This window comes from Colwellia sp. 5_MG-2023, from assembly GCF_030547795.1.
Lineage (GTDB): Bacteria > Pseudomonadota > Gammaproteobacteria > Enterobacterales > Alteromonadaceae > Colwellia.
Genome location: NZ_JAUOPW010000033.1, coordinates 1 through 13,735, shown reverse-complemented (window position 1 = coordinate 13,735; position 13,735 = coordinate 1). Strand labels below are relative to the sequence as shown.

13 protein-coding genes are annotated in these 13,735 nt (G+C 36.0%); 5 read left to right on the top strand and 8 right to left on the bottom strand.

All coding sequences use genetic code 11. The annotated features are described in order from the left end of the window. Positions 1-34: 34 nt before the first annotated feature. Both Q4496_RS16265 and Q4496_RS16260 read right to left on the bottom strand, forming a co-directional pair. A complete protein-coding gene (locus Q4496_RS16265) occupies positions 35-2,626 on the bottom strand; it encodes a TonB-dependent receptor (RefSeq protein ID WP_303602890.1) in 2,592 nt (863 codons plus the stop codon). A gap of 601 nt (positions 2,627-3,227) precedes the next feature. Beyond that, entirely contained in the window at positions 3,228-4,151 is a 924-nt protein-coding gene (locus tag Q4496_RS16260; RefSeq protein ID WP_303610833.1) for a hypothetical protein, read from the bottom strand. A 416-nt stretch (positions 4,152-4,567) separates the two neighbouring features. On the opposite strand from Q4496_RS16260, the gene Q4496_RS16255 reads away from it, so the two are divergent. From Q4496_RS16255 to Q4496_RS16245, 3 genes are all read left to right on the top strand, one after another. After that, positions 4,568-5,893 (top strand): APC family permease, encoded by a 1,326-nt coding sequence (locus tag Q4496_RS16255; protein ID WP_303610832.1) that lies wholly within the window; start codon positions 4,568-4,570, stop codon positions 5,891-5,893. A gap of 196 nt (positions 5,894-6,089) precedes the next feature. Next, positions 6,090-6,719: a flavin reductase family protein gene (locus Q4496_RS16250; RefSeq protein ID WP_303610831.1), complete on the top strand. Its 630-nt coding sequence runs from the start codon at positions 6,090-6,092 to the stop codon at positions 6,717-6,719. 146 nt (positions 6,720-6,865) lie between these two features. Continuing rightward, complete coding sequence (locus Q4496_RS16245) at positions 6,866-7,291, top strand: thiol-disulfide oxidoreductase DCC family protein (RefSeq protein WP_303610830.1); 426 nt, start codon at positions 6,866-6,868, stop codon at positions 7,289-7,291. A 125-nt stretch (positions 7,292-7,416) separates the two neighbouring features. Here the strand turns inward: Q4496_RS16245 and Q4496_RS16240 are convergent, their stop codons facing one another. The 4 genes from Q4496_RS16240 to ppiC form a co-directional block, all read right to left on the bottom strand. Beyond that, a complete protein-coding gene (locus Q4496_RS16240) occupies positions 7,417-7,632 on the bottom strand; it encodes a TIGR02450 family Trp-rich protein (protein ID WP_303610840.1) in 216 nt (71 codons plus the stop codon). Positions 7,633-7,725: 93 nt separating this feature from the next. Continuing rightward, positions 7,726-8,805: a ferrochelatase gene (gene hemH / locus Q4496_RS16235; RefSeq protein WP_303610829.1), complete on the bottom strand. Its 1,080-nt coding sequence runs from the start codon at positions 8,803-8,805 to the stop codon at positions 7,726-7,728. A 143-nt stretch (positions 8,806-8,948) separates the two neighbouring features. Continuing rightward, entirely contained in the window at positions 8,949-9,329 is a 381-nt protein-coding gene (locus tag Q4496_RS16230; RefSeq protein ID WP_303602876.1) for a sirohydrochlorin chelatase, read from the bottom strand. Positions 9,330-9,654: 325 nt separating this feature from the next. Beyond that, positions 9,655-9,933: a peptidylprolyl isomerase PpiC gene (gene ppiC / locus Q4496_RS16225; RefSeq protein WP_215973406.1), complete on the bottom strand. Its 279-nt coding sequence runs from the start codon at positions 9,931-9,933 to the stop codon at positions 9,655-9,657. Between the two features lie 381 nt (positions 9,934-10,314). Between ppiC and Q4496_RS16220 the strand changes: the two genes are divergently transcribed. Further along, complete coding sequence (locus Q4496_RS16220) at positions 10,315-10,872, top strand: DJ-1/PfpI family protein (protein WP_215973407.1); 558 nt, start codon at positions 10,315-10,317, stop codon at positions 10,870-10,872. A 72-nt stretch (positions 10,873-10,944) separates the two neighbouring features. Beyond that, positions 10,945-11,343: a ribbon-helix-helix domain-containing protein gene (locus Q4496_RS16215; protein WP_215973408.1), complete on the top strand. Its 399-nt coding sequence runs from the start codon at positions 10,945-10,947 to the stop codon at positions 11,341-11,343. A 131-nt stretch (positions 11,344-11,474) separates the two neighbouring features. Here the strand turns inward: Q4496_RS16215 and rimO are convergent, their stop codons facing one another. Together rimO and Q4496_RS16205 are read right to left on the bottom strand one after the other, a co-directional pair. Next, complete coding sequence (rimO, locus tag Q4496_RS16210) at positions 11,475-12,926, bottom strand: 30S ribosomal protein S12 methylthiotransferase RimO (protein WP_303610828.1); 1,452 nt, start codon at positions 12,924-12,926, stop codon at positions 11,475-11,477. 344 nt (positions 12,927-13,270) lie between these two features. Beyond that, positions 13,271-13,447, bottom strand: a complete 177-nt coding sequence (locus tag Q4496_RS16205; protein ID WP_303602873.1) for a hypothetical protein — start codon at positions 13,445-13,447, stop codon at positions 13,271-13,273. Between the last annotated feature and the right edge of the window lie 288 nt (positions 13,448-13,735).

The following is a 13,735-nucleotide window of genomic DNA, read 5'->3' as shown; positions in this document are numbered from 1 at the left end:
AAACCGCCAACTGGCGGTTTTTTATGTCTTTTATTTAGAAAGAAAATCTTACTTTAGTATACAAATAACGACCACGAGGATTATGTACAGCTGATGCATAACCGTATAAATCACCATCGCCATCACCAATTGCAAATGGTGGCTCTTCATCAAATAAGTTATTAACACCTAACGATAATTTAATAGATTCAGTAACTCGGTAAGACGTTTGTAAATCAACTAGTATTTGTGAGTCAATCATACGTGATGTATTGCTATCAAAATCTAAATTGCCATCAAAGTCAATATCAGGAGTATCTTCAAATTCGCCTACATAACTGATATTTACATTGGTGTTAAACTCGCCAATTTCCCAGTTAGTTGAAAAAATAAAGCGATGCTCTGGGTAACCATATTCCCCTGTGTAATCACGGCCATCTTTTTCAAACTTATTTTGATATGCCCACTCTAGATTAAATTTAAGTAAACCTAAGTCATCAAGAGAGTGACTATAGTTTGCTGAAATATCAACACCAGATACTTCTTGCGATGATAAGTTTTTAAATGTGCTGTGTATTTTTTGTATTGTACCTAAGCTTGCACCACCAGTAGGGTCTAAACGAACGCACACAGTACTATTTTGATTACTACATTCTGCAGCATAAATAGGGCCGAACTCTTCTTCATCGATTTTGTTATCTTGAGTAATACTCCATACATCAACACTTAAACCAAATTCAGCTATCGGAGCCCAAATAACACCCACGTTCCATGATTCTGACTCTTCTGCTTGTAAATCAGGGTTACCAGAGAACTCAATATTGTAATCAAGTGCTTGGCAATCTAATCCTGTTTGTTCACAGCGTTCTGAATCAACAAAAAATTGACTCTTTTGTGATGGACCTAAGCCTATTTGCGCTAACGAAGGTGCTCTAAAACCTTGCGCCCAAGAACCACGAACAGTTATTTCGTCAGTTGGTGCCCAACGCAGAGCCACTTTGGGATTTGTTGTTGTACCAAAGTCGCTATAATCATCGTAACGACCTGCTAATTGCAGTTCGAGGTTTTCAGCAAGCGGGATTGAAAATTCAACATATGCTGCGTATTGTTCACGACTTGCTGAAGCCGATACAGATTCAGTACCAAAAATTAAGCCTCGTTGAAATTGATCATCTGGAATATCGTTTACATCTTCTTCTCGATATTCGATACCTGCCGCCATCATAATCACATCATCACCAAAACTAAATGCTTCACCGGTAATATTTGCATCAAATGATGTCATGTGTGATTCGCCGCGTCGTACTAAACTGGTTGTTATTCTATCGATAACTGCCGCATCGTTATAAGTGCCGCCAAACGGGTTGTAATTTCCAGCATCAATTTCTTGTTGTAAAAAGTCAGTGCGAACCCAACCTTGGGTTCTATCGCCAGTTTGCAGCGATTTACTACGACCTTTTTGCACCGCTGTTTCCCAACTCCAATCATTGATTTCGCCTTTTAATCCTGCAACAAAACGTAAGGTGTCTGACTCAATATCCCATTGGCGTGCGCCTGCATCAACTGTACGGTAACGACCAATTTGAATGTCTTCACCAAATGGATTATTAGGGTGGCTAGCTGGAACAGTTAAGCCTGCATCTTCATCTAGTGGTGTAGGGGCTCCAGCCGCAACAGACGTATTGTGCTGTACTGCCATTTCTAAAAAGCCAGTAATGCCATTATCAAAGTTATATTCAAATTGAGAAATAGCACCTACACGCTCAGATGCAGGTGTAATATAACCATATGGGCCGTAATCAAATAAACAACTACCGCTTGAAGTTGCATTTTCAGCAGGACAAGCCGGATCAATCGTTTTAACACCGTCTACATAAAAATACCCGGGGAAACCACGAGATGAACGGAAATCTTCACCACCATATGGAGCTTGATTTGCAGTGCCTAAACGCCCCATTTCATCAGAAGAAAGAGATGTGTTTTTAAAGTAATCGACAATAACTGACGCGCTACTTTTTTCGTTTGCAGTCCCCCAAACTAGACTTGCTGTTGTTTCTTCATAATTTGGACCATCTGTACCGCCATAGCCTAGATTAATATCAACACCATCAATATCTTTCTTTAAGATAACGTTAACTACACCCGCTACTGCATCTGAGCCATAGATAGCTGAAGCGCCATCTTTTAGTATATCGATACGCTCAATAGCAGAAACAGGAATACTGTTAATATCTACAAATGAGTTAGTGATACCCTCAGCAAAAGCACTAATTGATACACGGCGACCATTGATCAGCACCAGTGTTGCATCGGCCCCTAGGCCTCGTAAGCTTACCGCAGCTGAGCCGTTAGCAGTTGAATCTTGATTATTCCCACGAGTTGAAAATGTACCGCTACCTGCTACAGGCATTCTTTCAAGAAGTTGCTGTAAATTGTCGTAACCCATATTTTCAATATCAGCTCGACCTATAGATTGCACCGGAGAGGGGCCTTCTATATCTGATCGCTTGATACGTGAGCCTGTTACTTCAATACGTTCTACATTCTTTACTTCATCTGCAGCATATGAAATTGTTGTAAAGCCAGCTGATAATGCGAGTGTTGCACCCGCAATAATATTAGGTGTAAATACAGTTGATTGTTTCATCCTTAAATCCTTGTTGATATGTTATTAATATTGTTGTTTAAAATTCACAACAAGTACATTAATATCATGTAACTTAAGTGTTAGCAATTGCGATTTTTTGTGATTTTAGTATGAATTTTGAGTGATTTCATTAGTACTTTAATCTGAATAAAGGTAGTTTGATGCGAGTAAACTTAACGAATATAGGGACGACGTTTAACTATTTATTTTCTCAAAAAAGCTGAGCTAAACAGTAAAAAACTGATACAAGTTTCATTAATTAAGTGAACTATTTTATACGTAGAAAAAATTGCCAAATACAAGGCATTTATTTAAATAACTAGTTGTTCTAATTATTAAATAAATAACGATGTAGTTGGTGATTTTAGCAAGTAGAAATGATCACATAGCTAATGAGATTGGTATGAGATTGAAGCAAATCCATTAAGGCAAATATTGAATAATTCAGCACAGCTCGATATCATCACTTTATTACGATTATTATAATCAATGGGGTCAGAGTATTTGAAATAAGCGATTTGGCCTTAGTCTTGTAGCTAAACAATAATGTCAGACTAAACTTCCACTGCCCGCTGAAGCTCCAAAGCTATCATTCATCTATTTAGTGTAATTCTAATGCTTTCAGCAGATTAGTTAACGACTTTGATAGTTTATAATCTTCTAATGGCTTAACACGCGAAAGAGTGAAGTTTCCATTACTAATAAGCCGTTCCGGATAACGTTCAAATCGCTGTTCAAAGTCGCCTTGAATCAAATCATTTAGAGGATATCTTAAGGTTATTTCGCTAGCAAAAATAGCCCCTTGCAGTTTAGTGCTTAATTCACCATCATTTTGCTGTAACCAATCGGGGTTAAAATTCATTCTTGCTGGGTATGGTAGCCCAGGCGTATAAACCGTAAAAGTTGCTAGTTGCCCAGGTTGATAGTCCAATGTAGCAAACTTTAATTGATCTTCATTTGAAATTTCGAGTATTCCACTCCAGTAGCCAAACCGTTCATTTTTATGTGTTGAGCTTATCGTGGTTAACTTTTCTGTTTCTTGCGCAATAAATCGCTCAGGTGTTGTTTCAACATTAATTATTTTTAGTCCGTAGTTTAAGCTGTATATTTCTCCTGATCCTAGCTTAACGGCTTCTGTCACTAGATAGTCCTGATCTAAAAATTTTGTAAGAATAATTTTTAATGGCAGCTTCTCATCTGCTGTGTGAGTATAAATGTGACAGTTAAACTCATCAAATTCTATATCTTCATTTGTGAATGAAACACTTTTTTTAATTTGCATACCTGATGCAATATTATATGAAATTAAACTATGCTGGTTGTTAGACATAATTTTCAATACTTTAAATTCTGCTCCTGAACGGCTAATTCCTTCCCAAGTGCCAATGGGAACGGTTTTTTTTACGTTGTGTGGATGACTATTCTTTGTTGTGTTCTCTAACCTGCTTTTTTGTTGATAATCATGGCTTGGTTGCGAAGTGCAGCCAATGATACTCATCAAAACAATAATAATGAATATTTTCAATAGTATTCCTAATGTTTAGCTTTCTTGAAAACCTGAGTTTAATACGTTGTTAATAACACCTTCAACGCTTATTTTACTTATTTAAATATTAAACAATAAAGCAATAAAACTAGGGGTAGCAATAACTGCTTTGTCATATTATTGGCCAAAGTAAATGTTATTTACTGCATTATTTAACAAGCATTTAGTAATGACTAAGTAATAATAAGTAGCATCGCTAAATGTCAGAGTTTCTTCAATTATTCACCGTTAAATCTTACTAAAGAATTCTCTAAAAAACAGTTCAAAAAGTAATGACATTATGCAAATTAGGTAGATAATAACCATACAATAGTTACTTTATTTCATAGAGATAACAAATATTCTTTGTAATAAAGTTCCTTTATTAATAAATACTACATAAAAAAGCAGTTACGATGAATTTAAAAACAGAATCGATCATAGAAAAAAAAGCATTTGGTTTATGGAGTGCGGTATTTTTAGGTATAGGCTCCATGGTTGGTGCGGGAATTTTTATTGTTATTGGAGAAGCCGGTGTAATTGCCGGAAATCTAGTTACTTTCTCTTTTGCTATTGCCGCAGTTATCGCATTATTTTGTGGTTACTCATTAAGTAAACTTGCTGTTCGTTACCCAAGCCGAGGAGGTATTGTAGAATATCTTATACATGGTTACGGCGAAGGCGTATTTTCGGGCGCGCTTGGTGTACTATTTTACTTTGCTCAATTAGTCGCCATAGCAGCAGTGTGTAAGTCGTTTGGCACTTATGCTGCTACTTACTTTCCAAATAGTGATAGTAACTTAATCCTCAATATATTCGCTGTTTCTATACTATCTTTTTTTGTCATTATTAACTTTATTGGCGCCTCAATTGTCGCTAAAGCTGAAAATATAATTGTGGTTATTAAACTATTCGCGTTAATTATTTTTACTGTAATAGCATTATTTTATATTCAACCTGCGCGCCTAACATTAGCCAATGCGCCAGCGACTTTACATGTTTTTTATGCCTTAGGATTAACATTTTTTGCCTTCCAAGGATTTAGCGTTATTACTAACAGCGTTGAAGATATGGAGAGCCCTGAAAAAACGATGCTTAAGGCGATGATTATTGCCATTGCTCTTGTTACTGTTTTGTATATAGCCGTTGCTCTCGCCGTTTTTGGTAACCTTTCTTTAGCAACTATTATTGAAGATAAAGATTATGCTTTAGCTGAAGCGGTTCGCCCTGCACTAGGTGAATGGGGATTCAAAATTATAGCCATCACAGCGTTACTTGCTACCGCATCAGCGATTAATGCTACCCTGTATGCGGTAACGCAAATTGGCTACACGTTAGCAAAAGAAGGTAACTTACCTGAAGTATATGAATACCATATTTTTAATAACACAGAAGGGTTGTTAATTTCTGCATTACTTATAGTCCCAATGATTTTATTGTTCGACTTAAGTCAAATTGCCAGCATAGCGGCTATCTCGGTATTACTGATACAAGGATTTACGCATACAGGTCATTTATTTAAAATCAAAGAAACTAACGCCAAAATATTCTGCGTTATCGCTGCCGTTGTTGGGTCTTTTGGTGCCGCACTTTTTGCAATTGCCTATTCATCTCAATCAATGCCGAATATTGTTTATTATATTCTTTCAATTTTCTTTATCGCGTTTATGTTCGAAGTAATCATGCGTTTGTATACAAATAGGGTTATACAAAAACAGATAGTATCCACAGATGAAAAATAAAAAGCACTCATAATACAAAGTAATAAAGCAATTAATACTAACGTTTATAATTACTTATATTGTTCTTCAATAATATAAGTAATTATCACTATTTATTTGATCTTAAATTAGCTTTCGTACGTATAGGCTTTATTATGAAACTAAACGTTGAGTATAAAATAAATTGCGACATTTAAATTACCTCGAATTAGTGAATATGGCAGACAGCTATAGAGCTAAACTGATAAACAGTTTATCTGGTTTTAAAAGTGCTAACCTTATTGGCACCGTCAATAAACAAGGCCAAACTAACTTAGCAATGTTTAGCTCTGTTGTTCATCTTGGTGCCTCCCCTGCACTCATCGGTTTTATTACCAGACCACACACAGTTACCCGACATACTTTAGAAAACATCCTGCAAACCAAGCAATATACAATTAATCAAGTAAATAAAAATATTTGGCGTTCAGCTCATCAAACATCAGCACGTTACGATGCAGATCAATGCGAGTTTAAACACACAGGGCTAACACCTATGTTTATTGATGAAGTTAACGCCCCTTTTGTTAAAGAAAGCCTGTTAAAGTATGCGTTAACACTTGAAGAAATAATACCGGTTGCTGCAAACAACACCCAATTAGTCATAGGTAAAGTAACAAATATTATTTGTGAGCCTCACGCGATTCGAAAAGACGGTTACATTGATATTGAATCGTTAGAAACGGTTAATATTTCCGGGTTAGATAGCTACCACGTAACTGAGCGGTTATCTCGATTAAGTTATGCAAAAAAAGACAAGTTACCAGAAGAGCTTTCTATCGACGGTGATAGATTAATTAAACAATAAATATAGAGTTGGGTTATGAAATATTAGCAATAGATTGCATTACCTGATCGTTATTTTCGATTTATATACGAGATACATAACTGCACTTAGTATTTGATTTAAATAATATTAATTTAGCTATTTAATGACCTTGTTTGGAGATAAACATGCTTAACATTTTTTATGATGGTAACTGCCCCTTATGCGCCGCAGAAATGAGTCATCTTAAAAATTTTGATACCGATAATTTAATTACCTTAGTTGATATACATCAACCAGACTTTGAAGCTCTATACCCTAATGTACAATTTTCTGATGCAATGAAAATACTCCACGGACATTATAACGGGCAAGTTTTATTAGGATTAGAAGTTACCCACAGGGCATGGACTCTGGTTGGAAAAGGTTTTTGGGTTGCGCCACTTAATTGGCCAGTGATTAAAACAGTGAGTCATTGGGTCTATTTAGGCTTAGCTAAATATAGACATCAAATTTCATCATTTTTAGCTAAAACATTTAATATGAAAACCATTGATTGCAGTACGGGTACTTGTAACGCAAAAACGTTAAAGAATCATAATAAAAAGCACTAAAGTAGTATAAACGCAACTGCTTTAGTGCTTTAGTGCTTTAGTGCTTTAGTGCTTTAGTGCTTTAAAAAGTATCCCATCCTGAAATTATTTTAAACAGTGATGTCAGTAAATTGATGCTAAACAAACTATTTCCACCCCATAAGCCACTTATCACGCAATTTTAGCTCACGCCAGTCAATACTATATTCATTCTTGGTCATCACGGCTTCTATCACGCATTCGATCACGTTTTGCTGTTCATCAAACTTAACTACAGTGATAACAAAATGCTTTTCTTTTTTTGTCACCTCAACCTTAGTCCACTTACTGTGTATCAGTGCTTTGGGATTAATCTTATTTATGTGCTTTGTCTTTATATACTTTGTCTTTATATGCTCAGCGTTCATATACTTGTGCCCATACGTTTGGTGTTATTACAATTTAGCTGGTTAAAATTAGTCCTTCGCACCTAACGTTGTCGCTAATTCAAAACGTTGAGCTGTGTCACTATTAACAGACCAACCTTGTAAATGTTGCTCTACTAGTTTCGCCATCATATCAATATGCGTTGATTCTGCATTTAGTGCAGGAATATACTCGTACCTTTCACCACCTGCGTCCATAAAGTAGTCACGATTTTCGATACCGATTTCTTCAATGGTTTCTAAACAGTCTGCTGAAAAACCTGGGCAAACTAATTGCACTGATTTAACGCCTTGTTGCGCTAACTCTATCAATGTTTTGTCTGTGTAGGGTTGCAACCATTCTTCACGGCCAAAGCGTGATTGAAAACTAACTAGGTACTCATCTTCATTCAAGCCTAAGTTTTCTGCGAGTAATCGAGACGTTTTATAACACTCACAATGATACGGGTCACCATTAAGCAGATAACGTTTTGGAATGCCGTGGTAAGTGAAAATCAACTTGTCTGCCCGGCCATTACTTTCCCAATGTTGACGAATTTTGTCTGCTACAGCTTCAATATACCCAGGAAAATCATGATAATGGTTAATAAAGCGTAATTCTGGTATTAAACGTTTTTTAGCTAAACTTGCTGCTACGGCATCAAAAGTAGATGCTGTGGTAGAAGCACAATATTGCGGATAAAGCGGTAACACTAATAATTTACGTACGCCTTGATTTAGCATGTTATCAATCACTGAATCGATGGAAGGTGAGCCATAACGCATGGCAAATTCAACAACTATATTCTCGCCATATTTTTGCTTTAGTACTTTATTCAACCCATCACTTTGATCTTGAGTATGAAATAATAACGGTGAGCCACGCTCTGTCCAAACAGTACTATACGCTTTAGCAGAACGTTTTGGACGAATATTTAAAATAACCAAGTTAAGGATCATCCACCACAGCAAGCGCGGAGTCTCAACAACACGTGGATCTGACAAGAATTCTCGTAAATATCTTTTTAACTCAGTTTTTTTAGGCGCGTCAGGTGTGCCTAAATTAGTAATCAGTATTCCAATCTTATCTTGTTGTTTATGGGTGAAGCTGGAATTTCCTTGATATTTCATTTGTTTACTCAGTATGATTTGAAAATAATAAATTAACGATAATGAGACTTTAACATTACTTGCATGACTCATTAACGCTAGATAAAAATAAGTATTAGTTAAAGTAACATATGCATAGATAACGTATGTATATGTTATTTTAATTAAGCCATGTTAGTTACAGTAGTATTTGCAGAGGCAATTAACAAATCCATAATAAGTGGTGAAGCCCCTATATGCGGCGCAACATTTATTTCAATATCTGGGTATAACGCCCTTGTTTCATTAATCATACTTGGAATATCTTCAATAACATGACGCCCAGAATTTAAAAAATAAGGCAGTACAATAATTGATGTTGCGCCATCATCAACACATACCTTTATACCATCAGGTATTAAAGGTGCTGACAATTCTAAAAAAGCGGCATGAATAATAGTGTATTGCGCTGAACATTGGCTTTTTAATTTTTCAGCTAATATAGCAACTTCTTCATTAGATTGTTTTCTTCGGCTGCCATGAGCCACGAGTAATAATGCTTTCATAAAACGTCCTAATAAACCTGAATTCGTCTTTAAACTTATCTTTGAATTAGTTTTAATAATGTATTACTACTTATACGATTGATACGCTATTTTAGTTCAATGCCAAGTCCATTAATTTAACGCTTATTTAAAAAAATCGACATCGCTTTTACTAACCGCAACAAGCATTACCCGCAAATACATAACCTAATAAACCATTAGCCACAAAAAAACCCGATTTATAGTCGGGTTTTTAGGTTTACCTGCTTCGTATTCAATGTTTTTATATAAAACACCCGTGAAGCAGAATACTGATATACCAATCGCTAGGTTAGGCTAATTTCAGCTAAGTTCGGTAAAGCGTTTTAATAATATGATATCCAAATCTTGTTTTTACTGGCCCATGAACTTTCAGTATTGGTCTTTTAAAAACAACTTCATCAAAGCCTTTAACCATTTGTCCTCTTTTAAACTCACCTAAATCGCCTCCTTTTTTGCCAGAGGTACATATTGAGTGTTTTTTTGCTAATTTGGCAAAAGGTTCCCCTTTAGCAAGAAGCTTTATAATCTCTCTTGCAAGTTTTTCCGATTTTACCAATATATGAACTGCACTTGCTGATGACATATTACTCTCTTTAAAGACGTTGATTTTGTCATATTATACGTTACTGTCAGGCTTAACATAAAGAGCTAAGCCCATTTAAAACATTATTGTTCTATTTTATCCCTAATTTAAACGTAAAAAATTCTCTCTGTTTAAATCCTTTTCATGGTCTTTGGCATGAACTATTTTTATTCAAGTAGGTATTTCAATTTTTCCTAACTCTTTAAAATGATACATGCTATTTATAGCCCGTTCATTAATAAAAAATACAAATGTAGTATTCCTATATTACCTGTGTTTTAGTTATGATGATTTAATGAATGTTGCAACATGCATTCATTAGAGGAACCTTAACTCATTTAACGAATGTTATTCTATTATAACTATATTAAGGATTTACAAATGGCTAAAGTACTTATGATCACGGGAGATTTTGTTGAAGACTATGAGAACATGGTCCCCTTTCAAGCTTTATTAGCAATGGGGCATGAAGTAGATGCCGTATGCCCTGATAAAAAATCTGGAGATATGATTGCTACTTCAATACATGATTTTGAAGGTGACCAAACTTACACAGAAAAACGTGGTCATAACTTTGAGCTTAATGCCTCTTTTGCCGATATTACTGTCGAAGATTACGATGCGTTATACCTACCAGGTGGCAGAGCCCCTGAGTATCTACGCTTAAATGCAAAAGTTCTGGAAATAATTCAGTATTTTTTCACTAGCGATAAACCGGTCGCATCAATTTGTCATGGGCCTCAGTTACTCACTGCTGCTGGTGTGCTTACAGGCAAAAAAGTATCTGCTTACCCAGCTTGTCAACCAGAAATTAAAATGGCTGGTGCAGAATATATAGAGTTACCGATGGATGGAGCAATTACTGACGGTAAGCTGGTAACAGCTCCTGCATGGCCTGCTCATCCAGCTATGTTAAAGCAATTTGTTGCCTTGCTTTAACATAACTATATATGCCCACGCCACTTGAAGCTTATAAGTGGCGTGGGCATAATTAATATTTAGAGAGTCACCATGTGTCAACTTTTCATTAATGCCGATAATCAATTATGGGCCTATAAAACTAAATCACTTCGTATAGACGGAGTTGTTACATCAATTCGTTTAGAGACCTTTTTTTGGGAAATATTAGAAGAGTTATCGTTTCGTGATCAAATGACGGTAAATCAAATGATTACTAAGTTGTATCATGAGTCTCTTGATGCTGATTATGACATTAGCAACTTTACTTCTTTCTTAAGAGTTTGTGCTTCGCGCTACTTATCATTAATAGCCGATGGCGATCTCACTAGAGAAAGTGATACTTCCTTAAGTGATGTAAATACTCAAGATATATTAGGCCAAGAGTCTATTCGCAGACGTGAACGCAAAGTGCGCTTCAACCATGCTATTAACAAACATTCAATAAATTAGTAAACACTCGTTTTTATCTAATGTCACTTCTAACATTAATTACATACTTTAAAGAAATTCTTGGTTCAAAGTATGTAATTATAGCGATATCGTTACAAGGTCAAATTAATCTAAGGCGCTAACCTAAGGCATTAACCTTCTTCATCTTCTACGCGAACGCCCCAAGCATCATGCTCATCAGCATGGATAATTTGCACCCAAATTTGATCACCTGGCTTAGCATCGTAATCATCAGACAAATAAACCTTACCATCAACCTCGGGTGCATCCATGTATGAACGGCCAACAATACCAAGATCATTAATTTCATCAACTAAGATTAAATACTCTTGACCAATACGTGCTTGTAATTTTTCAGCACTTATTCGCGCTTGCACAGCCATAAAACGCTGTAAGCGATCTTCCATTACTTCATCTGATACATGATCAGGTAACGCATTAGCGGTTGCGCCTTCAACTGGTGAGTATTTAAAACAACCTACACGATCTAATTGTGCTTCTTCTAAAAAGTTAAGTAGCTCTTCAAATTCTTCTTCAGTTTCACCCGGGAAACCAACAATAAAAGTAGAACGAATCACTAACTCAGGACAAATCTCGCGCCACTTAGCAATACGCTCTAATACGCGGTCTGAGCTACCAGGACGTTTCATTAGTTTAAGAATGCGCTTGTTGGCATGTTGGAACGGAATATCTAAATAAGGCAGAATTTTACCTTCAGCCATTAACGGAATAATTTTATCAACATGTGGATAAGGATAAACATAATGTAGACGGATCCAAACACCCTGCTTTGCTAGCTCTTCACACAACTGCTGCATGTGTGTTTTAACTGGCATACCTTCCCAGAAATCTGTTTTGTGTTTAACATCAACACCGTAAGCAGAAGTATCTTGTGAAATAACTAATAATTCCTTAACACCAGAGTCAACCAAGCGTTTTGCTTCACCTAACACATCACCTACTGGACGAGAGTCTAAATCACCTCGCATTGATGGAATAATACAGAACGTACAACGGTGATTACAGCCTTCTGATATTTTTAAATAAGCGTAATGTTTCGGCGTTAATTTAACACCCTGTGGCGGAACTAAATCGATAAACGGATTATGCACCGGTTTCGCAACATGTTTATGTACTTGTGTTAATACTTCATCGTAGGCATGCGGCCCCGTAACACCAAGCACATTAGGATGAAGTTCTATGATTTCGTCTTTCTTAACACCTAAACAACCGGTAACTAACACTTTACCATTAGCCGCTAGCGCTTCACCGATAGTATCTAAAGACTCTTGTACTGCTGAATCAATAAAACCACAAGTATTCACAATCACTAATTCCGCATCGTTATAACTATTAGTTACATCGTAACCTTCAGTACGCAATTGAGTAAGAATACGCTCACTATCAACTAAGTTTTTAGGACAACCTAAGCTAACAAAACCAACTGTTGCGGCTTTAGTGGACTGCTGGTTCGTTTGTTGATGGTTAACTTGCTCTTCAATCATTTTAGATGGAATATCTAACGTGGTTGTTTGGCTTTTATTTGAGTTACTTGTGCTTGGGTCGAATTGTTCTACGGTCATGTGCTCTCTCAACTTGAACTGTATAGCGTTGTCGATGCATTAACTTATCGTTTAATAAGGTATTACAGCGTCATAAATGGTGGTTTAACTGTCTTTAGTGCAAATTCAGGCTTTACTTGGAATAAACGATTAGGCAGTTTTTTAATGCGTGGGATTATACAGGAATGTGAGCTGAGGATGAATAAATGTTTTTTGAGTTGTATTTGGCTAGCTCTAGATAGTAAATTTGGTGTTAGTGACACTTGCTAAGCGGAAAATAACGATTGGCTAAAATCGTGAAGCAGTAGCAAAAAAACTGTATTTTGTCCTTTGAAATGACTTGTATGCAGTTTATACCACTAACCTCATGTCGACATTTTTAATAAAAACAAACCTAACCCGCCAAATAAAGTTAAAAATACCACCAACATTATAATTAACGTTTTAGATTCACCTAATGATTTCATTAACCCCATTTCAGTCGGTAACACTTGCTCAAACAGACTTGGATCTTTAATTTTATTTTTTTGATTTCTATCCATAATACATATCCCATATAGAACTAATACTACTAACACCTGAATAATGTATGACTAGTTTGGCAATTTTATTACGTCTTTTGCAACTAAAAATGACAAACTAAAGTTAATCACTGTTCATTCTCTTGTATAGATAATAACACCAAACTAAAACACAAAAAACAACACAGGCATTTCAACTCATGCTTTATAAGCGAGTGTCCCCGTTAAATCCCACGCATTAGCAATGCGGCGACTAGTGATAAAACCACGAGAATAACCAAAGAGAATTATTTTTAACATCACAGACGG

Bases quoted from the DNA above. Each gene is read 5' to 3' on its own strand.
- Q4496_RS16265 (WP_303602890.1), bottom strand. From the start codon at position 2,626: ATGAAACAATCAACTGTATTTACACCTAATATTATTGCGGGTGCAACA.
- Q4496_RS16255 (WP_303610832.1), top strand. From the start codon at position 4,568: ATGAATTTAAAAACAGAATCGATCATAGAAAAAAAAGCATTTGGTTTA.
- Q4496_RS16250 (WP_303610831.1), top strand. From the start codon at position 6,090: ATGGCAGACAGCTATAGAGCTAAACTGATAAACAGTTTATCTGGTTTT.
- Q4496_RS16245 (WP_303610830.1), top strand. From the start codon at position 6,866: ATGCTTAACATTTTTTATGATGGTAACTGCCCCTTATGCGCCGCAGAA.
- hemH (WP_303610829.1), bottom strand. From the start codon at position 8,805: ATGAAATATCAAGGAAATTCCAGCTTCACCCATAAACAACAAGATAAG.
- Q4496_RS16230 (WP_303602876.1), bottom strand. From the start codon at position 9,329: ATGAAAGCATTATTACTCGTGGCTCATGGCAGCCGAAGAAAACAATCT.
- ppiC (WP_215973406.1), bottom strand. From the start codon at position 9,933: ATGTCATCAGCAAGTGCAGTTCATATATTGGTAAAATCGGAAAAACTT.
- Q4496_RS16220 (WP_215973407.1), top strand. From the start codon at position 10,315: ATGGCTAAAGTACTTATGATCACGGGAGATTTTGTTGAAGACTATGAG.
- Q4496_RS16215 (WP_215973408.1), top strand. From the start codon at position 10,945: ATGTGTCAACTTTTCATTAATGCCGATAATCAATTATGGGCCTATAAA.
- rimO (WP_303610828.1), bottom strand. From the start codon at position 12,926: ATGACCGTAGAACAATTCGACCCAAGCACAAGTAACTCAAATAAAAGC.
- Q4496_RS16205 (WP_303602873.1), bottom strand. From the start codon at position 13,447: ATGGATAGAAATCAAAAAAATAAAATTAAAGATCCAAGTCTGTTTGAG.